We start from the raw sequence: 26175 nt of genomic DNA on the forward strand, positions 1-26175 counted from the left end.
GGGCCGGTCGAACCGATATGCCCGAACGCCTGATAAAGTTTTAAAAACCTGCTTTGCGAAGCAGGCTGATGGTTTTGCCAATTTTGAATTGCCGGAAACGCGAAACACGGAAATCTGATGTTTTATAAATGTTCCGATACGAACCGCAAAATATTGGTTTTGTTTCTGACAGGCAAAAGCACTGTTTATTTGGCTATCAAAAGGGATGGTTAAGGAAAGTTATGCGCCCCTTTGATGAAGCGCGCCCCAGATAAGGATGGCTGCGCCGACGGCTTCAGACGGCATTTTGGCGGCGGTGTTGGGTTTTGTATCCGGTTTGCCGTTGTGTCTTGTGATGATGATTTTGGGCGCGGTTTTTCTGTTTTGATGTGTGAAATGCCGTCTGAAAGGTGGTTCAGACGGGGTCATTTTTGTGCGGTCAGGCGGTCGAATACGCCGCCGTCGGCGAAGTAGGTTTTCATGATGTTGTCCCATCCGCCGAATTTTTCTTCGGGAGAGAAGGTGTCTAAGTCTGGGAAGTCGGTTTTGTGCCGTGCCAATACTTCGGGGTTGCGGGGGCGCAGGTAGAGTGAGGCGGCGAGTTCTTGCGCCGGTTCGCTCCAAAGGTATTCGAGATAGGAGCGGGCGACTTTTTGCGTACCTTTTTTCGCGACGACGCTGTTGACGACGGCAACGGGGCTTTCGGCGGAAATGGTGTAGCTCGGATAGACGATTTCAAACTGTCCTTGGGTCAGTTTTTTGCTGACGTAGTTGGCTTCGTTTTCAAAAGTGATGAGTACGTCGCCGATGTTTCGTTGTGTGAAGGTGGTGGTGGCGGCGCGTCCGCCGTTTTCAAAAACGGGGGTGTTTTTGAGAATGGCTGCAACGAGTTTTTGGGTTTCCTGTTCGTTGCCGTTGGTCGCTTTCAAGCCGTAGCCGTACGCGCCGAGGAATGCATAGCGTCCGTTGCCTGTGGTTTTGGGATTGGCGATGACGATTTTAACACCGTTTTTGGCAAGGTCGTTCCAGTCGTGGATTTGTTTCGGATTGCTTTTTCGGACAAGGAAGACCATGGTGCTGGTGTAGGGGGCGGCATGGTCTGGTAGGGCTTGTTTCCAGCCTTTTTGTACCAATCCTTTTTTTTCGAGCAGGTCGATATCGGAGGATTGGTTCATGGTGACGACATCGGCTTGAAGGCCGTTGGCTACGGATAATGCCTGTTTGCTGGAACCCCCGTGGGACTGTTGGATGCTGACGGATGTGCCGGGATGTTTGGATTGGTATTCTTTGATAAATAATGGGTTGTATTCTTTGTAAAAATCCCGTGCCACATCGTATGAGGCGTTGAGCAGGGTAATGTTTTTTCCGTCGGATTCGGTATTGGCCGGGGAATTTTGTCCGGACGGATGGTTTGAATCGGCTGCGGGGCTGCAGGCGGTGAGCAGGGCTACGGTATAGAGTACCGGTGCGTAGGTTTTCATGTGCGTATCCTGTCGGTTGGTGGATACGGCAACTCTATACGGCTATTGGTGTTTGTGGAAATAATGTTTGATTTGAAGATTATCAGTTTTGGTTATAAGGAGTAGTCAGAGGTGTTTCCGCATCAGTTCGCATTTGATTTTGATGCTTGAGTCAAGCTGTAATATTGCGGAACCGAGTGATTCGTAGCGGTTGATGAGGTAAAACGGGATGGAGTTGAGCGAGGCATAGAGTTTTAGGAAACTCAGACCGGACTGGCGGGCAATGGTTTCTGCCTGATGAAGCAGCGAAGTACCCAGCCCCAGATTGTGGAACAAGGGGTGGACGTAAAGTGCGTCAAGCTGCGCTTCGCGACAGTCGATTTGGAAAAAGCCTTGAATGTTGCTTTTATATTCTGCGACCCAAAGTGCTTTATCGGGATCTGAAATGGTCGGTAGGTAGCTGTCTGTATTGAGCAGGCCTTCCCATACTTGCAGGGCCTGTTCGTTGTAGCTGCGGATGCAGGTGTATTGGACAGAGTGCAGGTGGACGTTGAAGATATCGTTGCAGTCTTGTACGGTAGCGGGGCGTAACAGTGTCAACAGGCTCATGGCGGTATATTAGCAAGGTTGGCGTATGGATTGCCGGCAGACTTAGACTGCCGACGTTCCGATTATAAAGACTGGTGTAGGATTTTTGTTTGCCGGAATACGGAGTCGGAGTCAGTTCCCAACATGGTGAAATGCCCCATTTTCCGACCTTTCCGCGCGGCCTTTTTGCCGTATAGGTGCAGGTGTGCATTCGGGTTGCTTTGCAGCGGCAGCCATTCGGGTTCGCCGCCGTTTTCCTGCCAAACGTCGCCCAAAATATTCGCCATACAGCAAGAGCTCAGTAATTTGGTATCGGCAGGCGGCAGGTTGCACATAATGCGTACCTGCTGCTGGAATTGGTCTGCCGCGCAGGCATCCAGCGTATGATGGCCGGAGTTGTGCGGACGCGGCGCGATTTCGTTGACGACCAATTCATGTGTATCGCCGACAACAAACATTTCTACTGCCAATACGCCGACGTAGTTCAATTCATCGGCCAAACGCTGCGCCATCTGCCGCGCCTGTTGCTGCACGTCGGCACTCAGTCGCGCAGGGACGATGGAATAAGCCAAGATGCCGTTTTCGTGGATGTTTTCGGCAGGGTCGAAGGTTTGCACGTTGTCATTGTTCAGACGGCATACGATAACGGAAATTTCGCCGCGCAAATCCACCATTTGTTCTAAAACGCAATCTACGCCGCCGTGTTCGGCAAATGCGGCTTTGAGTTCGTCCACCGTTCTGACGCGGATTTGACCTTTGCCGTCGTAGCCCAACGTAGCGGTTTTCAGGATACCGGGCAGAAATTGCGCGCTTGCTTCGTTGATGTCGTCTGAACGGCAAATCGTTTGATACGGTGCGGTTTGCAATCCCGCTTTGTGTATCCACGCTTTTTCCTGAATGCGGTTTTGCGCGATGGCAACGCAGTCGCCGCTGGGGGAAACATTGGTATGTTTTGCCAAAAAGCGCATCGCGTCGGCATTCACGTTTTCAAACTCGGTCGTAACTGCCGCACATTTTGCCAATTCTTTCAAAGCTACTTCATCGTCAAACGGCGCGCACAAATGGTGGTCGGCAAATTCCGCTGCCGGCGCGTTCGGGTCGGGATCGAGTACGGTTACTTTGTAGCCCATGGTTTTGGCGGCAACGGCAAACATTCTGCCTAATTGACCGCCGCCGAGGATGCCGAGCATGGAAGGGGGGAGAATGGGGGGTGTGTTCATGGTGTTTTAATCTGTCTGTGTTCTGCTGTTTGTTTTAGGTCGTCTGAAGCCGTTAGTCCGTCATTGGGGATCCAGAAAGGTAAATATCCTGCAATGTTTAAAGATTCCTGAAACCTAAGAGTCTGGATTCCCGCCTGCGCGGGAATGACGAAATTCAAAGGATAGCAGAGTTAATTTACATGTTGTATGGAAATAATGGTTATTTAATAATTTCAAACCATAAATCCTGCCAACTGGGATTTTTCTCTTCAATAAGGCGCAGCTTTCATTGCCGATTCCATTTTTTCAATTGCTTTTCCCTGATAATGGCGTGTTCCATTGTGGAATGCAGTTCGTACCAAACCAACATGGTTACATGATGCTGATTTGTAAATCCTTGCGCCAAATGTTCTCTATGTTGGTAAACACGTTGGGCGAGATTGGATGTTACACCGATATACAGCGTTCCGTTTCGTTGGCTGGCGAGTATATAAACGGCAGGTTGCATCATGTTTCCGCAAAAAATTTTAATCCGTCATTCCCGCGCAGGCGGGAATCCAGACCTCAATCTTTCAGAAATATTTAGAGATTCCCGTCATTTCAAATTTCCGGATTCCCGCCTGCGCGGGAATTACGCAGTGAAGTCCGCTGTTCTAATCAAACGATTGCTGCTTATTGTTTCGATTTTCAGACGGCCTGTTGATTCCTTAAAGGCAGTCTGAAAACGCCAAGTCTACCTATCCAACCCCTCCTGCACCATCTGCGCTGCCCTAACCATTGCTCGGGCTTTGTTTTGCGTTTCCTGCCATTCTGATTCAGGATTGGAATCGGCAACTACGCCTGCGCCGCTTTGGACGTATAGCGTGTTGTTTTTCACTACGGCGGTGCGGATGGCGATCGCCAAATCCATGTCGTTGTTGAAGCCCCATACGCCGACGGCGCCGCCGTAGATGCCGCGTTTGCTTGGTTCGACTTTCTCGATGATTTCCATCGCGCGGACTTTGGGTGCGCCGGAGAGTGTGCCTGCGGGGAAGGTGGCGGCGAGGATGTCCATGTTGGTCATGCCGTCTTTCAGACGGCCTTCGACGTTGGAGACGATGTGCATTACATGGGAGTATTTTTCAATCACCATTTTGTCGGTGACTTTGACTTCACCCGTTTTGCTGATACGGCCGACGTCGTTGCGTCCTAAGTCAATCAACATGACGTGTTCGGCAATTTCTTTGGCGTCGCTTAATAAGTCTTGCTCGTTGGCAAGGTCTTCAGAAGGGGTTTTGCCGCGCAGGCGCGTGCCTGCGATGGGGCGGACGATGACATCGTCGCGTTCGCGGCGGACGAGGATTTCGGGCGAGGAACCGACGATGTGGAAATCGCCGAAATCGTAGTAGAAGAGATAAGGCGAAGGGTTGAGCGTGCGCAGGGCACGGTAGAGGGCGAGCGGGCTGTCGGTAAATTCCATGCTCATGCGCTGGCTGGGGACGACCTGCATACAGTCGCCTGCGAAGATGTAGTCTTTGATTTTGTTGACGCAGGCTTTGAACGGCTCTTCGCCGAACTCGCTGACAGCTTCGGTGTGTTTGCTGCCGAGCGAGAGCGGGATGGCGCAGCTTTGGCGCAACTGGGTGCGGATGTCTTCGAGGCGTTCGCGGGCGCGTTCGTAGCCGTCGGGCTGCGAGGGATCGGCATAAACGATGAGGTGGATTTTGCCGCTCAAATTGTCGATAACCGCCAACTCTTGCGACAGCATCAGCAGAATGTCGGGCGTGCCGAGCGGGTCGGCTTTGGCGGTGTTTTTCAGGCGGTGGGCGAAATGCTCGAAATTGTAGATGGTTTCGTAACCGAAGTAGCCGACCAATCCGCCGGTAAAGCGCGGCAGGCTTGGGATTTCGGGCGTTTTGAAACGGTTGTGTAAGGCTTCGATAAAGGGCAGGGGATTACCGTCGTGTTGCTCGACGATTTCGCCGTTTTGATACACATCGACGTGTTTGCCGCTGGCTTTGAGATAGTGGCTGCAAGGCAGGCCGATAAAGGAATAGCGGCCGAAACGTTCGCCGCCAACAACGGACTCTAAGAGATAGGTGAACGGCTTGTTGGCGAGTTTGAGATAGAGGGAAAGCGGCGTATCCAAGTCGGCAAGGAGTTCCTGCACGAGCGGGATGCGGTTGTAGCCTTGGGCGGCTTGGGCTTGGTATTCTTGTTTGCTGATCATTTCTGCTTTCCCAAAAGGCGGTTTCGGACGACGCGGCAACGGGTGCGAGTATAGCATTTTATCGGAATTGTTGACAGTCTGACCGGAGATGCCGTCTGAAAAAAGACGGGCTTACAGCTTTGTTTTACGCTGCCGGTATTGTTTCCATTTAAACAGATAACCTGCGGTTACGGGAATCAGGGCTAGGATGGTTTTGAACGTCCATGATGCATACCAAGGTAAAGAACCGGGTGCGACCGATTGATTCAGATACGGCCACCAACAGGCAGTCAGGCAGCCGAGCAGCAGCGGCCAGATATGCCGACTGAGGTTTTTTTGCCAAAGGAGGAATGATGCGGCAGACCAAAGCAGGGTAAGGGCAGTGATTTTTAACACGGTATAAGCATCCGCTCCAAACAGGGAGGCGAGAAAATACGTACCGGCAATCCAGAGGACGGCAAGTATCAGGACGATGATTTCTTCAGGTCGTTTGAACATTTTTTTCTTCCTGTTTGATTTCAGACGGCATTGCCGTTCTGTTTCGCTTCCAGCCATTCCCAGCGTTCGAGCTTTTCCAAAAGCGACATCTCGATTTCGTCAGCCCTGCTTTGTAATGCACCTGCTTTTTCGTAATCTTTAAAAATTTCAGTATCGGAAAGCTGGGTATTGATTTCAGCCTGTTCGGCTTCCAAAGCGGCGATTTCGTCGGGTAGGGCATCGAGTTCGCGCTGTTCTTTGTAGGAAAGTTTGACCGTGCGGTTGGTTTTGGGTTTTTCTTTCACCGGTTCGGCATCGGCTGTTTTGGGTGCGGATGCCGTCTGAATTTTATCTTCCCGCGATTTTGCGTCGATATAGTCCTGATAGCCGCCGATGTATTCTTTCAGACGGCCTTGTCCTTCGAAAACAATGCTTTGGGTAATTACATTGTCGAGGAACATACGGTCGTGCGAGACGAGGAAGACTGTGCCTTGGTAATCACGCAACAGGTCTTCGAGCAGCTCTTGGGTGTCGATGTCCAAGTCGTTGGTCGGTTCGTCCAAGACCAGGATATTGGCAGGGCGGGTAAAGAGTTTTGCCAGCAGGAGGCGGTTGCGTTCGCCGCCGGAGAGCGATGAAACGGGACTTTGTGCGCGGGCTGGATGGAACAGGAAATCTTCCAAATAGCTCATCACATGCTTTTTCTTACCACCGACTTCGACGTAATCGTTGCCCTGTCCGAGCGTGTAAAACACGGTGTCGTTTTCGTTCAGCGCGCTGCGGAACTGGTCGAAATAGGCGACTTCCTGCTTACTGCCGATACGGATTCTGCCGTAGGTCGGCTGCAATTCGCCCAGAATCAGCTTGAGGAAGGTGGTTTTGCCGATGCCGTTTGGGCCGATTAAGCCGATTTTGTCGCCGCGCTGCAAGATGGCGGAGAATTTATCCATGATAACTTTGTCGCCATAGGCAAACGAAGCGTGTTCCAATTCGGCGATGATTTTGCCACTTTTCTCACCGCTATCGAGCTTAAAGTTGACCTGTCCCTGCACGTTGCGGCGTTCGACACGCTGGCGGCGCAGTTCTTCCAAACGGCGTACGCGGCCTTCATTACGAGTACGGCGCGCTTCGATGCCTTTGCGTATCCATGCTTCTTCCTGCGCATGGAATTTGTCAAACAGGCGGTTGTGTTCCGCTTCAACCGCTAATTCCTGCGCTTTTTTCTCGCTGTATTTGGAGAACGAGCCGGGATAGGAGCGCAGAATGCCGCGGTCGAGTTCGACAATGCGCGTGGCGATATTGTCCAGAAAACGGCGGTCGTGGGTAATCACGACCAGGCTGCCTTCAAACGCTTTGAGCAGGTTTTCCAGCCAGATAATCGCGTCGATGTCCAAATGGTTGGTCGGTTCGTCCAGCAGCAATACGTCGGGCTTTTGCACCCAAGCCTGCGCCAAAGCGACGCGCTTTTTCTGACCGCCGGAAAGGTTGCCGATTTTTTCGTTTTCCGGCAAACCGAGTTCGCCCAAAGTCTGCCTTACCGCCGCATCCAGCTTCCAGCCGTCCTTCGCTTCGATTTCGAGTTGTAATTCGTTGAGTTCTTTTAATAAAACGTCGTCTGAATTGTGCTCCAAATCATGGCTGACATGATGATAACGGCGCAATAAATCGCGAATTTCGCCCAAACCTTCGGCAACGGTATCAAATACGGTTGCATCCTTATCAAAAAAGGATTCCTGAGGTACATAAACGATTTTGAGGTTGTTTTGAATGATAATCTGCCCATCGTCGAGCTTCTGTACACCGGCGAGGATTTTCAGAAACGAAGACTTACCTGCACCGTTGCGGCCGATTAAGCCGATTTTTTCGCCGCTGTCGAGTTGAAAAGAAGTTTTGTCGAGCAAGGCGACATGACCGACGGCAAAGGAAGCGTTTTCTACGGATAATATATTCATAATGTCAATTCCCAACAGTTAATGTTTGGATTTTGCCGCAAGTTTGGCACGGGCGATTTCGATGATGCCGGGCAGGACGGAAACAATAATGATGCCACCCATCACCAAGCCCAGATTGTTTTTCACGACGGGGAAGTTGGCAAAGAAATAGCCCGCATACGAAAACAGGATGACCCACAACACGCCGCCGATGATGTTATAGCGGATAAATTTGGCATAGTGCATTTTCCCCATACCGGCAACAAAGGGGGCAAAGGTGCGGACGATGGGCACAAAACGGGCAATGATGATGGTTTTCCCGCCGTGTTTTTCGTAAAAACGGCGGGTTTTATCGAGATATTCGTGTCGGAAGATTTTAGAATCGGGGTTGGCGAACAGCCTGCCGCCGAAATACTTACCGACGGTAAAATTGAGCGCGTCGCCGAGTATGGCGGCAACAAATAGCAGCATAACCATCAGATGAATATCCATACCGCCCAGAGCGGCAATGCCTCCGGCGACAAACAGCAGCGAATCGCCGGGGAGGAATGGGGTAACAATCAGGCCGGTTTCGCAGAACACGATAGTAAATAAAATGGCGTAAATCCAAATGCCGTATTGCGCCGACAGCGCAAGCAGGTGTCGGTCGATATGGAGGATGAAGTCGATGGCGGAGGCAAGCACGGTGCGTTCCTAAAAAAACAGACCGCGTATTTTAACCGATTGGAAAAATGCCGTCTGAAAAGTTTCAGACGGCATTGGTTTTATTTTTTCCTTGCAAGGCAAAAGGCGGTCAGCCCCGCGCAGCGGTTGCTTTTTTGTATGCAGATTTCAAGGCGGCATATTGAAGCCAGTATGTGGTTGATGACGGGATGGTGCCGCATCAGTTGGGATTTGGGATTTTGTCCGGATCTCAACCGTCCGAGCAGGTGGACGGTTGCGGCAAGGGGGAATACTGCGCCAAAATAATAGTTCCCCCCGAGGACGGACAGCCCGGTGCTGCGGATTAAGTTCTCGAGCTGTGTCAGGCGGTAGCGGCGGTAATGCCCCAAAAATTCGTCGTGCCCGCTCCACAGGGACTGGAAGGCGGGTACGGAAATCAGGAATTCCGTACCGGAAGGGACTTTTGCGATATAGTCCTCAAGCATTGCCTTGTCGTCTTCGACGTGTTCCAAAACATCCATCATCAGAACCAGGTCGGCATCGCTCATGCCGATAGTGCGGCGGAAATGAATCGGTTTGCCGCGATATGCCTCATCTTTTTTACCCGTGTAGGCGGTGTCGATGCACAATGCTTCGCGTATATCGGAATTTTCCAGCAGAAAGTGTGAAAAAAAGGCGGAGCCTGCGCCGACATCCAGCACTTTGCGGAAGGTTCTGCCTTTTAAAAGATTGGCAACGGCAAGTGCTTTGGATGCGTAATACCAATGGCTGTTGATGCTGTCGCCCAAAATACCGCTTTCTTTCACATCCATCTTATTATCCTTTCTTTCGGTTTTTTAAAATATATCGGGGACGCTGTTTGGTTTCGATATAGATACGTCCGATATATTCGCCGAGTATGCCGATACCGATGAGCTGGATTCCGCCGAGAAACAGGATACAGGCCAAAAGCGACGGGTAACCGGGAATATCTTTTCCATAGACGAGCGTTCGGAGAATAATCAATGAGCCGTATAAAAATGCGGTAAATGCAAACAAAAAGCCGATATACGTCCATATTTTGAGCGGGACGGTCGAAAATCCGGTAATGCCGTCCCAAGCGAGATTCCAAAGTTTCAAGGCATTGAATTTGGTATGGCCGATGATGCGTTTCGGACGGGTGTATTCGATAACTTCCCCTCTGTCCGGCCAGGAAAGCAATCCTTTCATAAAGAGGTTTCGTTCGGGCATTTTGATAACGGTGTCGATGATGTCGCGTGAAATTAGTCGGAAATCGCCGACATTTTCTTCGATTCTGACGGGGCTGATTTTATTGTAAAGTTTATAGAAGAAGGACGCGCTCCATCTTTTGAGCGGATGGTCTTGCGCCCGCCCGATGCGTTTTGCCAATACGGTTTTTGCGCCGGCACGCCATTTTTCGAGCATAGTCGGAATCAGTTCTATGGGGTCTTGAAGGTCAACGTCAATCGGAATGGCGGCATTGCCCGATGCGTGTTCCAAGCCGGCGAAAAGGGCGTTTTCCTTGCCGAAATTGCGTGTAAAGTGCAGCGGTTTGACCAAGGGGTCTGCAAGGGCGAGGTTTTCCAAAACGGTTTCCGTATTGTCCGTGCTCCCGTCGTTGCAGAAGACGATTTCGACTTCGTATTTTTGAAGCCCCCCTGCTTTCCCTGACGGCACGGTAGAAAATCGGAATGGCGGCTTCTTCATTCCACACCGGGACGATAAGCGATATTTTCATGGTTTTCCTTTTGTTTGGGCAAAAACAAGGTAACTCGAGCACAGGTAGCCATATATCAGACTGATGGCGGAAAATCCGACGGCAGCGACCTGCGGCGGCATAGCAAGGGCATCCGATGCCAAACCGCTTGCCGATGCCGCAAAACCCATCAGCAGTACGAAACAGGCATAGCGTTTGAAGGAAGCTTTTGTACCGAACGTCCATCTTGCATTTGCGGCAAAACCGAATGCTGAGGCTGCGGCAAAGGCTATGAGGTTTGCGGCGGCGGCGGGATATTGCCGGCTTGACAGCACGGTAAAAACGGCGATATGGATTAGGGTGTTGATGATGCCGACCGTGCCGTAGCGCGCGAACCGTTTGAGCCGCATATCAATGCCGTCTGAAAAGCGACCATTCCCCTATGGTCTTGATATGGGAAACACGGGAGCAGGAGGGATTGGCGGCAAGCAGTTTTTCCAATGTGTCCGACGTATGGTTGGCGGTCAGGATAAGCAGGTAGTCATAGCGGCGGCAGTCTGTTTTCCGGGTCAGGTTATATTCGGACAAAAACCTGACTTGACTGTACCCGTCATACATTTCTTTCATTTTCATGCGGACGGGCATAGCGTGCGCCGAGGCAAAGCTGTAATCTGCCCACCCCTGCCTTTCGGCCTGATACCATTGTGCGATATGGAAGAACTCGCCGCCCGAAGTCAGGCTGCCTTCGCTGATGGACAAGGGGTCGTTGACAGTCAGGACTTTTTTGCCGTTTTCCATCATTTGGGAAATCTTTATAAAATCAGCCAGCTTCTGCGAGCGGTCAAAAAGGACGTTGTTAAGGTAGGCTTTGCCCGTCAGCGCGGCGATGCACAAGGCGGACAACAGGCAGGCTGCTTCTGATATTTTTGCTGCAATCCTGCCCGGCGTTTCCGGTTTCTTTTCCCAAATCAGATAATAAAAAATAGGGACGAACAGGGCGAAGCGTTCGTAAAGGAAGCTGGTTTGAAAGGTAAAATGAGGCGTCAGGAAATAAACCGCAAGACAGGCAAGCAGCGGGACGTACCGGCTTTTTTCCCGAGTGGGGCGGCAGTTTGCCGCTATGGGGGCGGCAAAGAGGAAGAGGCAGGCAATGTCGTAGTAGAACAGGACCGACATATTCCAAGGCAGGTAGGCAATTTCCAGTATTTTGTCCCAAAAGGAATGTTGGATAAAGTTGTCTTCAAATGCCTTATAGGGGACGGGGTTGGGTTTTGCGGTATAACGTGCCAAAAGGGCGGCGAAAAAGAGATAGGCGGCTGTCAGGGAAAAACGCTGTTTCCAAGGGATTTCTTTGATGCTGAAAAGAAAGTATCCGTATGAAAGCAAGCAGAAAAATGAAAAGGTCAGAATATGGGAGAAGTACGACCATATCCCCAATGCGGCAACGGCGGCAAGCATCTTTGCCGAGGGATTTTCAATCCAACGCTTGTTGGTAATGAAAAACAGTATGCCGACGGGAATGCCCATAATGTAGCCGACAAAGCCCCATTGAAAGGCAAATCCGAAAAAACAGGTCAGCGCGACCCAGTCGGTCATCCTTTCCGCCCCCATTTCCTTTCTCATTTTGACTGCCGCATAAATGAAAAATAAAAATTCGAGGGCGACCAAAGCCTTAGAAGAAGCATTAATGTCCATAAACTGATACAGCGCCAACCATAGGGCGTAAACGGTCAGATAAGGCGTATCCCAATTTATTTGCAGCATATCTGCCCACGGACTGCGGTATTTGAGCAAATCATCCAAGGCGGCAACCTGCGCGGCGTGCTGCGGCAGGTCGTTCATCGGCAGGTATTTCGGATAAAATAGGAAACATACCGTTGCAAGGACGGTAAGGAAAAACAGCCTGTTTTGTATTTTGTCGGATAAAGGTAGTGCGATGTTCATCAAAATTTTCTTGGTTGTTTCATTCCTACCCGTCAGGATATTAGTATGTTTGAAAGGTAAGCTTTTCTAAATTGGGACGCGCATAGGACCAAACCGTATGTGTGTTCCGTCGGTATGGCAGTTGGCTTTTACATAACAAAACAATTGTTACGGTTGACATAATAAAGAAATCGGGTTTTGTAAGCCGCCTCCTTTTGCACTTTGTTACATCAACTTTTGCACTCGATGAGTTGAAAGTTACGGCAGCTTTTGCACCATATCGGATAGCAGAAGATAACAAAAGCGACGAGAACGTCGCTTTTGTTTTACCAATTGCATATGACCAGCTAGCCGCTTGTTTTACCGGTTTTGTCTCTGCCAACCGTATAGGCAAGCTCAGGCTGTGTGATGCGGAAGTCTTTGAACAACTCCCTTATATCAGGATGGTCATTGATAGATAGCATGAATTTTCCCTTGCTCTCCGCCATCGCTTTGGTCAGCAGCTCATACTGCAGCCAATCGAATGCGTGGTCGTACCCTACGGTTTGCCAGTACGGCGGGTCTGTGTAGAAGAAGGTATGCTCTCGGTCATATCGCTTGAAACAACGCGCCCACGGTTCGTTCTCGATAAATACTCCTCTCAAACGGGCTTGGGCTGCTGTCAATTTTGCCCTAATCTGCGACGCATCCCACGCTTTTGATGTGGTTGCCGTACCAAAATGTTGATGGACGGTCTTGCCGCCCGCACAAGTCGGCGCGTAAAGCCCCCGAACCTTACCGATACCGGTTTTCCCCGAACCGGAGGGTTCGGCAACTACGCCAATTTTCCCATCCCCATCCTCAATCGGCAGTTCGATCGTTTTGTCGAAATTTGCGCCGCTTTCCACGTCAAACCGTGATTTTTTGACTGATGTTGCGCGGCAGCTGTCGAAACCGGTGCGGCGGTGTACGGTTTTAATCGCTATCCCATTGCTTCAGTGTATTGTAGATGTTGCGTTTTTGGCGTTACAACGACCACGCCCCATTGTGGTTTGTATTTGAATCCGTTTGCGCCGTAATGTTGCGGTGCATCGGTTTTTGCCTCTTGTTTTAAACCCCTCTTTAAACACGTTTAAAGACCCGGGACTTCGCCAAAGCCGCCAAGTCGTTGGGCGAAAACCGCCAGCCGTCGGGAATGCCCATCACGGCGGCGCAGAACTCGGAACAGAACCATTTGTCGATTTTTAAAACCGTGCCGATCGCGCCCGCCCAGTCGTAGCGTTTGCCTTGCGCCCGCTGCCATACGCGCTCGAGGTCGGAGGGCGTTGCGTCGTGCAGCGGTATCAAATCCCACTTTTCAGACGGCAAATCCATTTTTTTGGCGCGCACGCCGCCGTCGCGGATGGAGGACGAATAGCAAAGGTAGCCGCCGTTTGCGCACGGGTCGGCGATTTCGCAGTGCGAATAAATCCCGCGCGTGATTTTGCGCGTGATCCAATCGCCGATGCGGGCTTTAATCGAGGCGATGCTCCAGCCGTCGCGGTTGCCTTTGTATAGGGCGAGGTATAGGGTTTTTTGGGTCATAACGCCTCCTGAAATAATAATTTAATGTGTAAAAGTGTTGACTTCTTGTCCTGTTTGTGTAAAAATACACACATTACGACAACCAAAGGAAAGGATATGCAAAGCCGCGAACTGATTGCCCTGATTGAGGCGGACGGTTGGAAATTGGTGAGAACCAAAGGCAGTCACCATCAATTCAAGAAAGAGGGCGTGCCTTGGCTGATTACCGTCAGCCACCCTGAAAAACAGGTATCGCGCCACCAGGTAGCGGATGCCCGCCGAAAATCAGGATTAAAGTTTTAAGCCTGCCCCGCAAGGGGCAGATACCGCATATCCGAGAAAGGAAACGATGATTTACTATCCCGCCGCGCTGTTCCAAGACCCCGGTCAAAGCAACTGGGGCGTGATTATTCCCGACCTGCCGGGCTGCTATCCTGTCGGCGATACGGTTGCCGACGCGCTTGCCGATGCCAAAGCCGCCGCAATGTTCCATCTCGAAGGGCTTTTGCAGGAAAACCTGCCGATTCCCGAGGCGCAAAGCATCGAGGTTCATCGGGACAATCCCGATTATGCCGATGCGGTGTTGTGGACGATGGTTGAAGCGGACGATGCCGCATTAACCGGACAGGTGCGGTTTAACGTCAGTTGGCCGCAACATATCCTCAACCGTGTCGATGCCTACACTGCCGCCCGTCATGAAACCCGCAGCGGTTTTTTGGCGAAAGCCGCCTTAAAGGCGATGCAGCCTTAACTTTCAGCCCGATTTTTTCGGGCTTTTTTATTGCCGATGCCGTCTGAATGCGGCGGGTTGGGATTAGTCGGATTGGCGGCGGGACGAAGTCCCCTATGCCCCCTATTGGTCGGGGCAGTTTTCCGTCCAGCCGTCCGAATAGTCGTAATTTTCGGGGTCGTCCGACTGTTCCATCAAAACGCGGTGGCGTTCGGCGTTGGCGAAGTCCTACTGTTCGTCGGCCAGAAGCTTGAGGCTCAATTCGTCCAAGAGGGCGCGTGTCAAATTGACGAATCCGCCGTCCATCGTCTTCCACTGCAAATCGGGCGGAAGTTGGGGCAGCGTGCGCATAAAGGTGTATTGCTGGCGCGCTTCGTCGGTGTTGTGAAACCATTTTCCGACAGACTCGACATACACGCCGCCGCGTAAGTTTTGGTGGCGTTTCTGTTTGATTTTTTCCCATACGGCGGCGACGGCGGCGGCTTTTTTGCGCGCGGCATCGGCTTTGCTGATTTTCCATTTTTTGCCGTCCCATTCGTGGTATTCGGACGGGCGCGGCGGGGAAACGGCCAGATCGTCGGACACGATGCGGCCGGAATTGAGGGCGGCGAGCAGATCGGCGTGTTGTTCGGGCGTAATGGGGCGCGCGCCTTCGGGGGCTTGGTCGGGGGTGTCCGCGTCGTAAAAGGCGCGGTCTTTGTAGTAAATGGTCATCGGGTTTCCTTTTTTGTATTTACATTTTGATTTTTTGCCGCTTATAATGTAACGACAAAATACGCTGTAAGCTGCAATGAAGATTGAATTTGACTCCGAAAAAAATCAACGCAATATCGAAGAGCGGAATTTGCCCTTTGAATCAGTCGGGCAAATACGCTGGACAACGGCCGTTATTGTGCCCGATGTCCGCTTTGATTACCCCGAACCGCGTTATGTTGCCGCTGCTTATCTGGGCGATACGCAACGCCTGCACATTGTCTGTTTTACGCCGATAAAAGACGGTATCCGTGTCATCAGTTTTCGCAAAGCGAATAAAAGAGAGGTTAAAAAATATGCAACGTCAATCCTTAATAAACGCTGACGGCGAAGTGCGGGAACTTGCCACCGAAGATTTTGCGCTTGCCCGCCCCATTGCCGAAACCCTGCCCGAAGACTTGGCACAGGTGCTTTTTTCCCATCAAAAACAATTGGAAGAAAAGGGCGTAATGCAAAAACGAAACACAGGCAAAACCCCGAAACAACTCGTTACCATACGCCTGTCCGCCGATGTGGTCGAAAAATTCCGCGACGGCGGCAAGGGCTGGCAGACGCGCATCAACGAGGTTTTGCGCCAATATGTCGCCCAATTGAAATAACGGGGACGGCCGCTGCTTATCGGGTGCGCCCGACTGTCCTTTCCCGCGCGGTTTCGGCTGTGCGGTTTTTTTTGCCGCCGATGCCGTACCCTGCGGGCAGGCTTCGCACTCTGAAGGGGTCGGCGGGGGTTTGCGCGCTTGTTCCCGCCTTTCGTCATCCCCGCCTTTCGTTATTCCCGCCCCTTTGTTCGTCATTCCCGCGCAGGCTGGAATCTAGAATCTCGGGGTTTCGGTCATTTCCGACAGATTCCTGCCGCGTCGGGGGTCTGGATTCCCGCCTGCGCGGGAATGACGGGGTTGGCGGTTTCGGTTCTTTCCGATAGATTCCTGTGGTTTTTCGGTTACTGGATTCCCGCTTTCGCGGGAATGACGAAAGGAGGCGGGAATGGCGAAAAGGGGGCGGGAATGGCGGCGGCGGGGTTTCAGACGGCATCGCTGTCGGCGGCGGGGTTGGCGGATTGGCGGGATTGGCGGGATTGGCGGGCTGAAGCCCGCCCTACAGCCCAACCTATGTCCAACCTACGTCCATCCTACAGCCTGCCGCGCGCCCTTATGTCCGCCAACGTCCTTTCAATCTCTCTTCGTGTTTCTTCGTCGATTTCAGGTATTCCGGGGCTTATCGCGCGGGGGTGTCCCCCGATGCGGCTTTGCCGACGGCGAACCATAGGAAGCAGGTGTCGCGCCCGCCGCTGCCTTCGTAGCTCGAGCTGACTTGGGCGGCGAATCTGTTGCGGGCGTAGCTTCGGACGACGACCCCGCCCGCCATATTCCCGTAGTAGCCGGCGTTGGGGAAGTAGGCGGATCCGGCGATGGTGTAGATTTCTTCAAACGCCAGGGGGAAGTAGATGTCTTTTTGGCGGTGCACGCCTTCGATCGCCGCCTTGCCCCATTTGATGAGGATGCCGCCGGGCAGTTTGAGCCAGCCGTTTTCGGCGGCGTTGCCGGTTAATATGCCGTTCACGGCTTGGGCGACGGCGGTGTCGAAGCCCGGGATTTGGGCGAGGGTGTGGGTGTGGGCGCGGTCGGCTTTTTCCTGCAAACCTTGCGCCAGCGTGCCCGCGTCCAGCGCGCCGGCGTTGATGGTTTCGCCGTGGGACTTTATCCAGAACACGGCTTCGCCCAAGGTGTCGGCGGCTTTGATGCACAGTTTCAAAACCAGTGCTTTGGGGCGGTTTTCGTCGGCGGTAGGGACGACGTTGGATGCGTCGAATGTGAGGGCGGACGGTAGATTATCGCCTCCGCCGCTACCATCGGCTGTCCACTGTTTCCATGATTTTTCCACGCCAAACGCGCCCGTCGGCTCGATGTAGTCGAACAGTTGCAGTGCGCCGTTTTTGCCGCTGTCGATTTTGCCGGTAATGTTGCGGATTGCGTCTTCCTGCACCTGTCCGACCGCCAAGCCGTTGCCCGCGTTGCGGATGAAGCGGTCGGCGGCTTTGGGGACGTTGGCAATGCTGCCGTATTTTTCGGCCAGCAGGCGGTAAAGTTCGGGATACGCCGATTCGGTTACACGGTCGGCGATTTCGTCGAACGCCAGCCAGCCCGTCGGGATTTGGTCGGACGGAAACCACGCGGTGATGCCGATGTCGGTACGGCTCAAATCGGGCAGGCGGTTGCTGTTGCCCAAGGCGCGGTAGAGGTCGGGGAAGGTGTTTTGTTCAAAGGCCGTGCCGTCGGCTTTGAGATAGCCTGCGGGGTTTTGTACGGCTTTGGGAAAGGACACGATCGCGCCGGCGGGGATGCCGTCCGAATTGAGTTTTTTCCACGCGCTCCATGTGTCGTCCGTGCCGCTGGTCTGGTGGCGTTCGTAGGTGTCGGAGGTGTAGGCGTTGTAAGCCAGTTGGCGGCACCAGCCGGGGTTTGTGCCGGCGATGACTTGGACGTGGCAGGAGAGGCCGGACACGGGCAGGTTTTGGGACAGCGAGGCTTCGCGGACGGCGTAGACGCCGTCTGTTTTGAGGGCGTTGAGGTCGCCCCGGTATTCTTTGACTTGGAAGTCGCGGATGCCGTATCCGGACAGCGTGGTCGGTTTGCCTTCGACGTCTTCGTTGAAACGCGGTTTGTTGGCTTTGTGGAAGATGTCGTGGTTGTTGTAGGAAATGCGGTTTTGCGCGCCGTGCAGGCGCAGGGCGTCGTCGCCGAAGACGATGTGGGCGTTGTCGTTATCCGCGCCGATGTAGGCTTTGTAGCCGCCGTTCCAGTGCGTCGGGTTGGCGGACAGGTGGATGCCGCTTTGGAATCGGGTTTCGGCGGTAAAGGTTTTTTGGCCGGTTATGGTTTGGCTGTCGGAGAGGCCCGTTTCCATCATTTTGACAATCGCGTTTTTTAACTGTTCCTGACTGTCGCGGTCGGGGCGGATGTCCGCCGCCGACAACACTGACAGCATTTCCCCCTGAATCTGGTTGAGCCACCACGCGGGCAACACCGTCCCCGGCTCCGATGTACCGTTGCCGTCGTGAAAAAGCTTATCGCCCGTATCGATAGGATGCATAATCAAGCCTCATAAACAAAATGCACGGCGGTATGCGCCGGCTTCAAATCGTTAAACACAGTTTCAACCACATCGTCGGCAAAGCCGCCCAAAGCATCGCCGGCGGCGGATACGCCCGCGCGGAAACGCCACACCCGTGCCGCACGCTTGCCGACATGCACGCGCCAGACAAACATCACATCTTCCAGCGCGAGCCTTCCGCCCGCCCGCCCGATGCCCGCGCGGAAAGGCTGCTGCTCTTCGATGGAAACCGCATAGCCCGCCGCGCGCGCCATTGCGGTGAAATACGGAACCGACAGGCCGCCCGTCTCATTGAGTTTCGCCAGCACCGCCGAAACGCGCGCCGCACGCGGCCGTCCCGCGCCGTCCAAACCCAACACACGCTCCCAAGCCGCAATATCCGACCCCGGCGCGGCGGGAAACGGCAGATCCGCCACCTTTTGCGCCGAGCCGTCGACCGCATCCAAAGCATTGCCGTCGATACGCATCAAAGCCGCGACGCGCGCCCCGTTGCGCGCATAAGACACCGGCGGCAAAAGCGACGCCGACACATCCGCATAAGATTTCACAAAGCCTCCACCGTTACCGCGCCCAAACGGAACCATTCCGTCTTGTCCGTCATATCCGCCGCACGGTTCTCGCGCGGCGCAAGCAGCACGCGGTCGGCAACCCCCGCCGCATTGCTCACCGCCGCTTCGATTTTGGACACCGTCAGACCGTCGCCCGGCAACAGCGTCTCAAAATACGCCGAGAGCGCGGCGCGGATATCCTCCCTGACAGCCTCAAGCGGCGAACCGTCCGTCTTGACTCGCACCGACACCGGCACCGCCGTCAAATCCGGCGCGAGCACGCGCACATTTTTCGCCGTAACCGGGCGCACCTCGTCGATATACGCCTGCACCTTGGCAACCGTCTCCGGCGACGGCGCGCCGCCCGCCGCCGTTACCGCCACGTCCACCGTTCCCAAACCGCGCCGCAGCGGATACACATAAGCCGCATCCACACCGTCCACACTCAAAGCCCAATTGCGGTAATCGTATTTGTTGCCGCCCGCCGGCGGACGGCGCAGCACATCCAGCAGCCGCGCCAAAAGCGAAGCATCGCCCTCCGCATCCGTTCCGCTCGAAGCCGAAAGCACGCAGTCCGACGACAGCCCCGGCGGTGCGGACATCAACACGCCCGCCGCATCCGCCGCATTGCCCGCAGCGCCCGCTTCGACAGCCGCAATCCCGACGTTTGCCCTGCCGTCCCGATCGATGACGCCGTCTGAAAGCGTCTCATAAAACCGCCCGTCCGCCAAAATCCGCAAATCCGCCGGAAAACGCGAACCCGCAAGCCCCGATAGTGCCGCCGTCCCCTTCGCCGCCACCGCATGGCGGCGGTAGATGCCGCGCAAACCCGCGTGCTGTTCCAAATACGCCGTATCCGCCGTATCCGGAAACACCTGCCGCGCAATCCACGCCTGATGCGCATACTGACCCGATGCGCAAGCCGCCAGACGGCTGGCATGGACAAAATGATCGCTGTCCGCACCGATGTCCGCATTCGGATAAAACGACTTCGTATCCCGCAGCAGCGCATCGCGTACCGCTTCAAAAGACGGAATCTCAAACACCGTTCAAACACCCTTTAAAAACCATCATGCCAAGGGCACATGATGGTCGTAATCAAACCCGCCCGCCGCCGTCTCCACACGGATATGCAGCACCAAACTGCCGCCCGCGGGACGCGTGGCGCGCACCGCAATACTTTTTGCCCGCCCGTCCGCCACAATCGGGCGCAAAGCCTCCTCGGCATACTGCCGCGCCAAAAGCGCGACCCTGTCCACATCCTTCTCGCGCCCCAAAAGATGCAGCAGCGAGCCGAGCGACCCGTCCGCCCACCAGCTTCCCAAAGGCGTTTTCAGGCGGATATAGACCGCATTTTTCAACGTATCCGTCAGACGACCCGTATAATCGCCGCTCAAAGCGTCCAATTCCTTTTCCATCGCATCATTTTCCCCGTCCGCCGCCGCAATGCGGAGGGCACGCGCTTCAACCCTGAAAGAATGCCGTCCGAACCTTCAGAGTGCGAAGCCTGCCCGCAGGGTACGGCATCGCCGGGCTATTTCGGCGGCGAAGTCGTCCCGCCGCTGTCGCCCGTATGCGTATGTCCCGAGCCGACATCTTTTCCGTTGTTGACCAGCGCGCCCGTACTGGAAAAATCCCCGACCAGATCGACATTGCCCGTAAAACGCGCCCCGCCGCCGGAAACCGCCATACCGCCTTTGCCGTTGAACTGCCCGAGTGCCGTCAGCACCGCGCTCGTCTCCAATTTCGGCGTGTCAAAATCCGCCCCCTCCGACGCGTTGACCGCATAAGTTTTGCAGTTGACGCGGAACACATCGCAATCCGCCTCGATAATCCTGCCGCGCTTGAGCACGATTTTCGCCCCGTCCTCGCTGAATACCGCCGTTTCGCCCGACTTCAGCGTCCTGATACGGAACGCGCCGTGCTGCGTTGCCACCACCACCCCGTGCGAACTCGCCCCGCCCAAAGGCAGGATCACCGCATCCGACCCCGCAGGCGGACAGGACGCAAAGCCGAAATGCTGCAAATACTCGATATCCCGCAAAGCCTCGTCTGCCAAACCGTCCACATCCGCCCGCATCACCGCCTCCGCAGGCGACAGGCCCGCAATTTTCCCGCGAAACGCCGAACGTACCGCATCGCCCAAAGACCGCGCCGTCTGCACCGTCTTCCTCGCCATCTTCAACAGACTCATTCAAATACCGCCGTTTCCCTGTTTTTCGGTTTTGCCGTTTTGCCTTTTTTGCGCCTGTCCGTTACCCCTTTTTTGCGTCCCGTCCGCTTGCGCGCCGCCGCCGATTTTTCCGGATACGCATCCGGAATCCACACGCCGTCCTCCTTAAGCCGCAGCTCCGTAACCGTCCCTTCCGTCCGGTTCAGGGAAAACCGCCGCCCCATCAGAAAAAACACCGCATCGATACCGTGTTCCTCATCGATCACGTGCACCCTCTGCCCCGGCGACCACAACACCCCGTCCCGGGTCGCATGGCCGCCGACCGTAACCGTCAGGGTAAAACCCTCAAGCCGCCAATCCGCCAACTGCTTTTTCGCCTGCCGCTTGAGCGACTCCAAATTCTCTGCATCCGCCAACACCACCGTTTTCGGTCTGTAAAGCGTCATCGAAGGGTCTTTGAACACCCATTTCAAATCATGCTTCGCCCCGTCGCCCCGTTTCGCGTGCGACTGCCCCAAAAACGTCAGCTCCGAAAACCGGTTCTCCACACTCCGTTCGATACTGACCCGCCGCGTATTGCGCCGCGCATCGTCCCGGCTCCAACAGAGCGTCGCCACCGGCGGCGACGCATAATCCGGCCCGCCGAGGGCAAGCGTCCCGTCCGCCTCCATCCAAACGTGCAGCCCCTTTGAAGCCGCCAGTTTGGCCGCCGCCTGCCAGACCGACTCGCCCGGTTCGATATCCACCCTGTCCAACACCGGATTTTTATCCGCCCGAAGCCTTACCCCCTTAATCTGCTTCCACGGCGCAACCAGCCGCCCGACCGCGTCAAGCAGCGTCAGCCCCTTCACATTCGCCAACGGGGCGGAACAGTCCGTCAGCAGACCCTCCAAATCCCGCCCCGACAGCCGCAAAATGCGCCGCCCCTTCTCCTTGTCGTGCAGCTGCGTGTCCGCAATGCCCGACAACACCGGCTGCCCGTCTATCGCCACCTCGCAAAACGCCCCCGACAAATCCGGCACGTCCGACTCCCCGTAAGGCAGCCCCAAAGTAAAAACAAAGCCGTCCGCCGGAATCAGGAAATCACTGTCGATCTCGTAGCTTTCCCAATGTTTGTGTTCCCTGCCGCCGATGCGGACGGCAATTTCATGTGTGTACTTCACCGCATTTCCTTAATGACCGGAATCCAAAAGCCCCTGTGCATAAAGATTCAGCCAAACCCCCCGCGCGACAAAGGACGGATGGGCGATGTGCGGATTGAGCCGCAAAATCTCCTCCGCGCCGAACACCGCATCGCGCATCCCCTCGGACGGCAGCGCGCGCACCGCTGCCAATGCAGTCTGAACGCGCCGGCGCACCTCGCGGTTGAGCAGCATCAGATCCGGCACGGCGGCCGACTCCCCGAATTCTTCCAGCACTGCCGCCGCAGCCTCCGCAAAAGCCGCCGCAAACGTTTTCCCGTCATCATCCACCCGGGGGCGGAAGCGCACCGCATCCCAACCGGGCAGCCGCCGCACCGCCGCCAAAGAACCCGCCAATACCGACCGCAAAGCCGCTGCGCTCCCGAACAGCGCGCCCCGGGCTTCCGCCTCTGCCGCCAGCGCGTCAATAAAGCCTTCCGCCGCCGCGCGCAAGGCATCGGTTTGCACAATCAGACGTTCGATCTCCATCAGGAAATGGTTTTCAAAAACAAAAATCTCCTGCGGCTCCGCCGCCTCCCGGAAGGTCATATCGATGCGCGCGAAATCCGCATAATCCGCCTCATGCCGGTAAGACCACTCGGCGGCGGCCATATCCGTCATCCGCCCCCAAACCGGATGCACCAGCACCCCCGCGCCGCGCTCTTCCAACTTGTCCAGCAGGTTTTTCAGGCGCACCGCATAACCCTTGCCCCAAAACACCGCCGAAATCCGTACCTCGCGCCCCGACGTGCCCATATCCTCCAAATCCGTACCGTCGGCAAAAGGACGCGCGTGTTCCGCCAATACCCTGCCGTTGCGCTCTTCCACATTTTCCACATCAAACGCCGCGCCCTTAAACGACGCCGGCTGCAAAACCGTATGCCACATTACCAACCCGCCCCCCGGTTCAACAGCGAATACTGGTGCCGCGACACCTCGTTCGCCACCGTCCGCCCGTCGATATTCAGGCTCACATTCGTCTCAATCGTTCCGCCCGCCGCAGCCAAAGCGGAAGACATCCTGTCCAAGCCCGCCGTTACCGCCGCCGTATCCGCCGACAATGCCGTCTGAAACGCCGCCGTCTGCTGCGACAAAGCCGCCTGATAAGCCGCCGTCTGCGTAGAAAACAGCGGCGAAAGCAGCTTGTCCGGCGGCGTTGCCGCATTTTGCGCCGACACAAGCGGCGTACCCGCCGCCGTCCGTTTAGACGGCAGAAAACGGATGCCCGCCCGCCTTAGGTGCGCCGCATCATCCGCCGCCGAGCGCGATTCGCGCATTTCGCGCAGCAGCGTCCCGTCGGCCAAAGTGCGCGGCGCAAGCAGCATCCCGTAAATGCCCAAACGCCCCAACAAGTCCGGACGCGAAGCCAAAGCCCCCGCGGCCGAAGCCGCCGCATTCTTCGCCCCGCCCGCGATTTTTCCGCCCGCACCCTTTATGCCGCCCAAGCCGCCCGACAAGGCCGCCGTCGCCGCAAAACCCGCCGCCGCCGTCATCGCCCGAATCGCCAGCGTCGCATTCGGATATTCCGCCGAAAGCTCTTTAAACGCCGTTTCCGCATTGTTTAAAGTCTCCGTCAGGCTTTCGTTCAACAGCGCAAGCGACTTCGCCTTCTCCTGCCGCGCCGCATCCGTCATCCCCGCCGCCTCGTTCATCTTGCCGATTTTGCCGTTTTCCGGGGTAACGCCGCCCAGTTTTGCCATATAGCCCTGAATCTGCGCCATATCCGATGCCGCCAGCAGACCTTGTTTCGCCTGCAGGTCGGGCAGGAGCGTCGCCAACAGCGCGCCCTTGAGCATATTTGCCTGTTCCGCCGCCGTCTTGTCGCCCGCCGCCGCGCGCTTCTGAAAGTCCTGAAACTGCCTGTCTTTGGCAAGCATCGAATCCGCAAGCCGCGCCAAAACCTGCACCGCGTTTTCGCCGTTCTCCTTACCCTTCAAAATCGAACCTACCCAATCCACACCCTTTTTCGGGTCTTTCGGGTTCGCCATATCCTTCAGGCGTTTTACCGTGTCCTGCGACAGGGTTTTGCTTAACAGGTTTTGCACATTCGTCGCCGCCTCCGCAGGGCTGCCCGACTTGTTCGCCGCCGACTGCAGAAGCGAAAGCAGGTAGTCCAAACCGCCGATGCCGGTCATGCCCGCCTGTTGCGCGGCAGGAAGCAGGGCGGGCAGCTCGCGCACCATATCCTGCACCTCGAACGTCCCGTCCAAACCCGACTGCAGGACGTGTTCGAGCGCAAGGTTCAAATCCCTGCCGTTCAAGCCGCCGTCTTTCAGCGTTTTGATCAGCTTCGCCGTATCCGCGCCGCCGCCCTCCGAGGCAAGCGAAAACGCATAAGCCGCCTGCGCCTCCTCTTTGGTTTGGGCGAAATTCAGACCCGTCGTCATCATGCCGCTGATCAGTTCCAAGGCCTTATCGTGGTTGCCTCCCTGTTTCGACACCAGTTCCACGGTCAAATCCTTGACCTGCCGCGCGCCTTCCGTCGCAATCCACGCCGCCGACTTGTCCTCATCCCCGACAAACGCCTGCCGCGAAACGCGGTTCAGGTTTTCGTCAAGCTGTTTGCGGTCGTCCATCGCCGGCTTCAGTGCCGCATACGCCGCCACGCCGCCCGCAACGGCAGCCATACCCGCGCGTCCGATGCCGCCCATCCTGTCCGCCAAACCCGCGCCCTGTTTCAGTTCCGCGTTCAATTCGCGGATACGGTTTTTCGTCGCAACCGCCGCGCGCGCCAAATCGCTTTGCGAAGCCTTGCCGCTGCGCGCCAGACGGTTGAACGCCTCATGCGTCTGTATGATTTCGCGGCGGATTTCCCGCTCCGAGCGCACGCCCGTCTGCGCGTAGGCGAAGCTCTGCCGTTCCAGCCGCGCCCGCGATTTTTCCGTCCGCTCCAACTGCTGCCGCGTCTGGGCAACTAGCCGCTTCGCCCCGTCGTCCCTGCCCGTCAGCGACAGAATCAGCTTCATTATCCCGTTTGCCATAAAAAAACAGCCTTTAAACGTATCGACTCACGGTCGATTATCGTTTAAAGGCTGTTTGAAAAGAGGCGCGACGGGGTTCAACCCCTACTCAGAAGAAATTCTTCAAATGCCCCGTGGTAAATATCTTTATCTGCTCGGGCTTCTTCAACAATCTCCAAAATCTCATCACGTCTTTTTTGTTTTGCTTTTTCAGTTTTGTAGTTTTGGATTTTAAAGTCCAAATACTTGATACAAACCATATAGTATTGCGTCTTTACTATTCTCCATTCTTTCAAACCGATAGGAATATGAGGATATTTCATTTTTTCCAAAGTCCTACCCATAACGCCGATTCTGGACTGTATGGTTTGCCAATTCCCACTGGAAAGGCATATCGACAAAGATTCCCATAAAATCATCCTATTTCTGTCGTCAGTGGACAGTCGTTGCGTTTGGCAGGTTTTTCTGTAATCGTCAGCGATATTAGAGGCGTGGATTTCACATTGTTCAGCCTCAGCAGTAAACCCCTCCAATGTATTGAGGCGTTTATCTTCCTCTTGCTTAATCAGCATCAACCTTTCCAGCCGTTCTGTTTCTTTTCGTTCGTTTTCTTCCCGCAAGAGTTTTTGTTGCAATTCAAATTTCTTCCGTTTTCTGATTGCCATAACTCGAAAGACCCAAAAAACAGCCAAAATACAGGCAATACTTGCAATCCATATCATTTTACGTTCCTAGAATCTAGATAACATACATAATTATATGAAATAAAGAATTGCAAATATATCCCAACAAATAAAAAGACCGTCTGAAATCCAACCGCCGCTGCCCGTACAGGCAGAAGCACCGTTTCAGACGGTCTTTTACTTGTCCTCCGGCTTCCCCATCCGCCGCGACACAATCACGCCCCCGTCCTTCATACTTGCCTGGCTGCTCCAGCGGATTACCCATCAAGAGCCGACTTCGATTGAGCAGGTTCGCCGTTTCCTTCAAGCGCAGGCAAAAACGTTTGAGCCTGATTCCGTTCAGCGGGAACACCTTGAATCTTTACTTGAAATCGTTGAATCCGCCCAAGA

Annotated in this window: 27 protein-coding genes and 3 pseudogenes; 5 read left to right on the forward strand and 25 right to left on the reverse strand. The window is 54.8% G+C overall.

Annotated elements, in window-relative coordinates; translation table 11 throughout:
• Positions 1–219: 219 nt before the first annotated feature.
• The 15 genes and pseudogenes from Q9I99_RS07400 to Q9I99_RS07470 form a co-directional block, all read right to left on the reverse strand.
• On the reverse strand, positions 220–408 hold the full coding sequence (locus Q9I99_RS07400; protein WP_301668603.1) for a hypothetical protein: 189 nt from the start codon (positions 406–408) through the stop codon (positions 220–222).
• The gene (locus Q9I99_RS07405; protein WP_301668604.1) at positions 405–1460 is read right to left on the reverse strand and encodes a sulfate ABC transporter substrate-binding protein; all 1056 of its coding nucleotides are present in this window, start codon (positions 1458–1460) and stop codon (positions 405–407) included. The genes Q9I99_RS07400 and Q9I99_RS07405 overlap by 4 nt, the downstream gene beginning before the upstream one ends.
• A 105-nt stretch (positions 1461–1565) precedes the next feature.
• Positions 1566–2048, reverse strand: a complete 483-nt coding sequence (locus Q9I99_RS07410) for a GNAT family N-acetyltransferase (protein WP_301668605.1) — start codon at positions 2046–2048, stop codon at positions 1566–1568.
• A gap of 62 nt (positions 2049–2110) precedes the next feature.
• The gene (locus tag Q9I99_RS07415; RefSeq protein ID WP_301668606.1) at positions 2111–3247 is read right to left on the reverse strand and encodes a 5-(carboxyamino)imidazole ribonucleotide synthase; all 1137 of its coding nucleotides are present in this window, start codon (positions 3245–3247) and stop codon (positions 2111–2113) included.
• A gap of 199 nt (positions 3248–3446) precedes the next feature.
• Positions 3447–3734: pseudogene (locus Q9I99_RS07420) on the reverse strand (GIY-YIG nuclease family protein).
• A 225-nt stretch (positions 3735–3959) separates the two neighbouring features.
• Positions 3960–5435 carry an anthranilate synthase component I gene (trpE, locus tag Q9I99_RS07425; RefSeq protein WP_301668607.1) on the reverse strand — a complete coding sequence of 492 codons (1476 nt, stop codon included), beginning with the start codon at positions 5433–5435 and terminating at the stop codon, positions 3960–3962.
• Positions 5436–5546: 111 nt separating this feature from the next.
• Positions 5547–5912 carry a hypothetical protein gene (locus tag Q9I99_RS07430; protein WP_301668608.1) on the reverse strand — a complete coding sequence of 122 codons (366 nt, stop codon included), beginning with the start codon at positions 5910–5912 and terminating at the stop codon, positions 5547–5549.
• Between the two features lie 20 nt (positions 5913–5932).
• Positions 5933–7843, reverse strand: coding sequence for an ATP-binding cassette domain-containing protein (locus tag Q9I99_RS07435; protein ID WP_301668609.1), 1911 nt, complete (start codon positions 7841–7843; stop codon positions 5933–5935).
• A gap of 18 nt (positions 7844–7861) precedes the next feature.
• On the reverse strand, positions 7862–8506 hold the full coding sequence (locus Q9I99_RS07440) for a DedA family protein (protein WP_301668610.1): 645 nt from the start codon (positions 8504–8506) through the stop codon (positions 7862–7864).
• An 80-nt stretch (positions 8507–8586) separates the two neighbouring features.
• Positions 8587–9297, reverse strand: coding sequence for a class I SAM-dependent methyltransferase (locus Q9I99_RS07445; protein ID WP_301668611.1), 711 nt, complete (start codon positions 9295–9297; stop codon positions 8587–8589).
• A 4-nt stretch (positions 9298–9301) separates the two neighbouring features.
• Positions 9302–10162 carry a glycosyltransferase family 2 protein gene (locus Q9I99_RS07450; RefSeq protein ID WP_301668612.1) on the reverse strand — a complete coding sequence of 287 codons (861 nt, stop codon included), beginning with the start codon at positions 10160–10162 and terminating at the stop codon, positions 9302–9304.
• A 57-nt stretch (positions 10163–10219) separates the two neighbouring features.
• A complete protein-coding gene (locus Q9I99_RS07455) occupies positions 10220–10591 on the reverse strand; it encodes a GtrA family protein (protein ID WP_301668614.1) in 372 nt (123 codons plus the stop codon).
• Between the two features lies 1 nt (position 10592).
• The gene (locus Q9I99_RS07460) at positions 10593–12125 is read right to left on the reverse strand and encodes a hypothetical protein (RefSeq protein WP_301668615.1); all 1533 of its coding nucleotides are present in this window, start codon (positions 12123–12125) and stop codon (positions 10593–10595) included.
• Positions 12126–12451: 326 nt separating this feature from the next.
• Positions 12452–12991, reverse strand: a complete 540-nt coding sequence (locus Q9I99_RS07465) for a DNA adenine methylase (protein ID WP_301668616.1) — start codon at positions 12989–12991, stop codon at positions 12452–12454.
• A gap of 214 nt (positions 12992–13205) precedes the next feature.
• Positions 13206–13667: a hypothetical protein gene (locus tag Q9I99_RS07470; RefSeq protein WP_301668617.1), complete on the reverse strand. Its 462-nt coding sequence runs from the start codon at positions 13665–13667 to the stop codon at positions 13206–13208.
• A 96-nt stretch (positions 13668–13763) separates the two neighbouring features.
• Between Q9I99_RS07470 and Q9I99_RS07475 the strand changes: the two genes are divergently transcribed.
• Both Q9I99_RS07475 and Q9I99_RS07480 read left to right on the forward strand, forming a co-directional pair.
• Positions 13764–13949 carry a type II toxin-antitoxin system HicA family toxin gene (locus tag Q9I99_RS07475; protein WP_301668618.1) on the forward strand — a complete coding sequence of 62 codons (186 nt, stop codon included), beginning with the start codon at positions 13764–13766 and terminating at the stop codon, positions 13947–13949.
• Between the two features lie 46 nt (positions 13950–13995).
• Positions 13996–14397 (forward strand): type II toxin-antitoxin system HicB family antitoxin, encoded by a 402-nt coding sequence (locus Q9I99_RS07480; RefSeq protein ID WP_301668620.1) that lies wholly within the window; start codon positions 13996–13998, stop codon positions 14395–14397.
• Between the two features lie 207 nt (positions 14398–14604).
• Here Q9I99_RS07480 and Q9I99_RS07485 read toward each other — a convergent pair whose 3' ends face one another.
• Entirely contained in the window at positions 14605–15090 is a 486-nt protein-coding gene (locus Q9I99_RS07485; protein ID WP_301668621.1) for a DUF4376 domain-containing protein, read from the reverse strand.
• 76 nt (positions 15091–15166) lie between these two features.
• Between Q9I99_RS07485 and Q9I99_RS07490 the strand changes: the two genes are divergently transcribed.
• Both Q9I99_RS07490 and Q9I99_RS07495 read left to right on the forward strand, forming a co-directional pair.
• A complete protein-coding gene (locus Q9I99_RS07490) occupies positions 15167–15454 on the forward strand; it encodes a BrnT family toxin (RefSeq protein WP_002213585.1) in 288 nt (95 codons plus the stop codon).
• Entirely contained in the window at positions 15426–15728 is a 303-nt protein-coding gene (locus Q9I99_RS07495; protein WP_301668622.1) for a BrnA antitoxin family protein, read from the forward strand. The genes Q9I99_RS07490 and Q9I99_RS07495 overlap by 29 nt, the downstream gene beginning before the upstream one ends.
• A 616-nt stretch (positions 15729–16344) precedes the next feature.
• Here Q9I99_RS07495 and Q9I99_RS07500 read toward each other — a convergent pair.
• The 9 genes and pseudogenes from Q9I99_RS07500 to Q9I99_RS07540 all read right to left on the reverse strand — a co-directional run bounded on the left by Q9I99_RS07500 (position 16345) and on the right by Q9I99_RS07540 (position 25824).
• Positions 16345–18219, reverse strand: a complete 1875-nt coding sequence (locus Q9I99_RS07500) for a pyocin knob domain-containing protein (protein WP_439652321.1) — start codon at positions 18217–18219, stop codon at positions 16345–16347.
• A gap of 2 nt (positions 18220–18221) precedes the next feature.
• Positions 18222–18788: a YmfQ family protein gene (locus tag Q9I99_RS07505; protein ID WP_301668624.1), complete on the reverse strand. Its 567-nt coding sequence runs from the start codon at positions 18786–18788 to the stop codon at positions 18222–18224.
• Positions 18785–19834, reverse strand: coding sequence for a baseplate J/gp47 family protein (locus Q9I99_RS07510; RefSeq protein ID WP_301668625.1), 1050 nt, complete (start codon positions 19832–19834; stop codon positions 18785–18787). Before Q9I99_RS07510 ends, Q9I99_RS07505 begins: the two co-directional genes overlap by 4 nt.
• Positions 19835–19858: 24 nt before the next feature.
• A complete protein-coding gene (locus Q9I99_RS07515; RefSeq protein WP_301668626.1) occupies positions 19859–20206 on the reverse strand; it encodes a phage GP46 family protein in 348 nt (115 codons plus the stop codon).
• A gap of 116 nt (positions 20207–20322) precedes the next feature.
• Positions 20323–20982 (reverse strand): phage baseplate assembly protein V, encoded by a 660-nt coding sequence (locus Q9I99_RS07520; protein ID WP_301668627.1) that lies wholly within the window; start codon positions 20980–20982, stop codon positions 20323–20325.
• Positions 20979–22124 (reverse strand): phage baseplate assembly protein, encoded by a 1146-nt coding sequence (locus Q9I99_RS07525; RefSeq protein ID WP_301668629.1) that lies wholly within the window; start codon positions 22122–22124, stop codon positions 20979–20981. The genes Q9I99_RS07520 and Q9I99_RS07525 overlap by 4 nt, the downstream gene beginning before the upstream one ends.
• Before the next feature lie 243 nt (positions 22125–22367).
• Positions 22368–23030 (reverse strand): annotated as a pseudogene (locus tag Q9I99_RS07530) (DNA circularization N-terminal domain-containing protein); the annotation flags it as partial.
• Positions 23030–25123, reverse strand: a complete 2094-nt coding sequence (locus Q9I99_RS07535) for a phage tail tape measure protein (RefSeq protein WP_301668630.1) — start codon at positions 25121–25123, stop codon at positions 23030–23032. The pseudogene Q9I99_RS07530 and the gene Q9I99_RS07535, both read right to left, overlap by 1 nt.
• 77 nt (positions 25124–25200) lie before the next feature.
• On the reverse strand, positions 25201–25824 hold the full coding sequence (locus Q9I99_RS07540; protein ID WP_301668631.1) for a hypothetical protein: 624 nt from the start codon (positions 25822–25824) through the stop codon (positions 25201–25203).
• Between the two features lie 142 nt (positions 25825–25966).
• Between Q9I99_RS07540 and Q9I99_RS07545 the strand changes: the two are divergent.
• Positions 25967–26175: pseudogene (locus tag Q9I99_RS07545) on the forward strand (hypothetical protein); the annotation flags it as partial.

This window comes from Neisseria basseii (assembly GCF_962707005.1).
GTDB classification, from domain to species: Bacteria; Pseudomonadota; Gammaproteobacteria; order Burkholderiales; family Neisseriaceae; genus Neisseria; species Neisseria bergeri.

Excerpts from the sequence above, each read along its gene's own strand:
- Q9I99_RS07400 (WP_301668603.1), bottom strand. The coding sequence starts at position 408 with ATGACCCCGTCTGAACCACCTTTCAGACGGCATTTCACACATCAAAAC.
- Q9I99_RS07405 (WP_301668604.1), bottom strand. The coding sequence starts at position 1,460 with ATGAAAACCTACGCACCGGTACTCTATACCGTAGCCCTGCTCACCGCC.
- Q9I99_RS07410 (WP_301668605.1), bottom strand. The coding sequence starts at position 2,048 with ATGAGCCTGTTGACACTGTTACGCCCCGCTACCGTACAAGACTGCAAC.
- Q9I99_RS07415 (WP_301668606.1), bottom strand. The coding sequence starts at position 3,247 with ATGAACACACCCCCCATTCTCCCCCCTTCCATGCTCGGCATCCTCGGC.
- trpE (WP_301668607.1), bottom strand. The coding sequence starts at position 5,435 with ATGATCAGCAAACAAGAATACCAAGCCCAAGCCGCCCAAGGCTACAAC.
- Q9I99_RS07430 (WP_301668608.1), bottom strand. The coding sequence starts at position 5,912 with ATGTTCAAACGACCTGAAGAAATCATCGTCCTGATACTTGCCGTCCTC.
- Q9I99_RS07435 (WP_301668609.1), bottom strand. The coding sequence starts at position 7,843 with ATGAATATATTATCCGTAGAAAACGCTTCCTTTGCCGTCGGTCATGTC.
- Q9I99_RS07445 (WP_301668611.1), bottom strand. The coding sequence starts at position 9,297 with ATGGATGTGAAAGAAAGCGGTATTTTGGGCGACAGCATCAACAGCCAT.
- Q9I99_RS07455 (WP_301668614.1), bottom strand. The coding sequence starts at position 10,591 with ATGCGGCTCAAACGGTTCGCGCGCTACGGCACGGTCGGCATCATCAAC.
- Q9I99_RS07460 (WP_301668615.1), bottom strand. The coding sequence starts at position 12,125 with ATGAACATCGCACTACCTTTATCCGACAAAATACAAAACAGGCTGTTT.
- Q9I99_RS07470 (WP_301668617.1), bottom strand. The coding sequence starts at position 13,667 with ATGACCCAAAAAACCCTATACCTCGCCCTATACAAAGGCAACCGCGAC.
- Q9I99_RS07475 (WP_301668618.1), top strand. The coding sequence starts at position 13,764 with ATGCAAAGCCGCGAACTGATTGCCCTGATTGAGGCGGACGGTTGGAAA.
- Q9I99_RS07480 (WP_301668620.1), top strand. The coding sequence starts at position 13,996 with ATGATTTACTATCCCGCCGCGCTGTTCCAAGACCCCGGTCAAAGCAAC.
- Q9I99_RS07485 (WP_301668621.1), bottom strand. The coding sequence starts at position 15,090 with ATGACCATTTACTACAAAGACCGCGCCTTTTACGACGCGGACACCCCC.
- Q9I99_RS07490 (WP_002213585.1), top strand. The coding sequence starts at position 15,167 with ATGAAGATTGAATTTGACTCCGAAAAAAATCAACGCAATATCGAAGAG.
- Q9I99_RS07495 (WP_301668622.1), top strand. The coding sequence starts at position 15,426 with ATGCAACGTCAATCCTTAATAAACGCTGACGGCGAAGTGCGGGAACTT.
- Q9I99_RS07500 (WP_439652321.1), bottom strand. The coding sequence starts at position 18,219 with ATGCATCCTATCGATACGGGCGATAAGCTTTTTCACGACGGCAACGGT.
- Q9I99_RS07515 (WP_301668626.1), bottom strand. The coding sequence starts at position 20,206 with ATGGAAAAGGAATTGGACGCTTTGAGCGGCGATTATACGGGTCGTCTG.
- Q9I99_RS07520 (WP_301668627.1), bottom strand. The coding sequence starts at position 20,982 with ATGAGTCTGTTGAAGATGGCGAGGAAGACGGTGCAGACGGCGCGGTCT.
- Q9I99_RS07535 (WP_301668630.1), bottom strand. The coding sequence starts at position 25,123 with ATGGCAAACGGGATAATGAAGCTGATTCTGTCGCTGACGGGCAGGGAC.
- Q9I99_RS07540 (WP_301668631.1), bottom strand. The coding sequence starts at position 25,824 with ATGATATGGATTGCAAGTATTGCCTGTATTTTGGCTGTTTTTTGGGTC.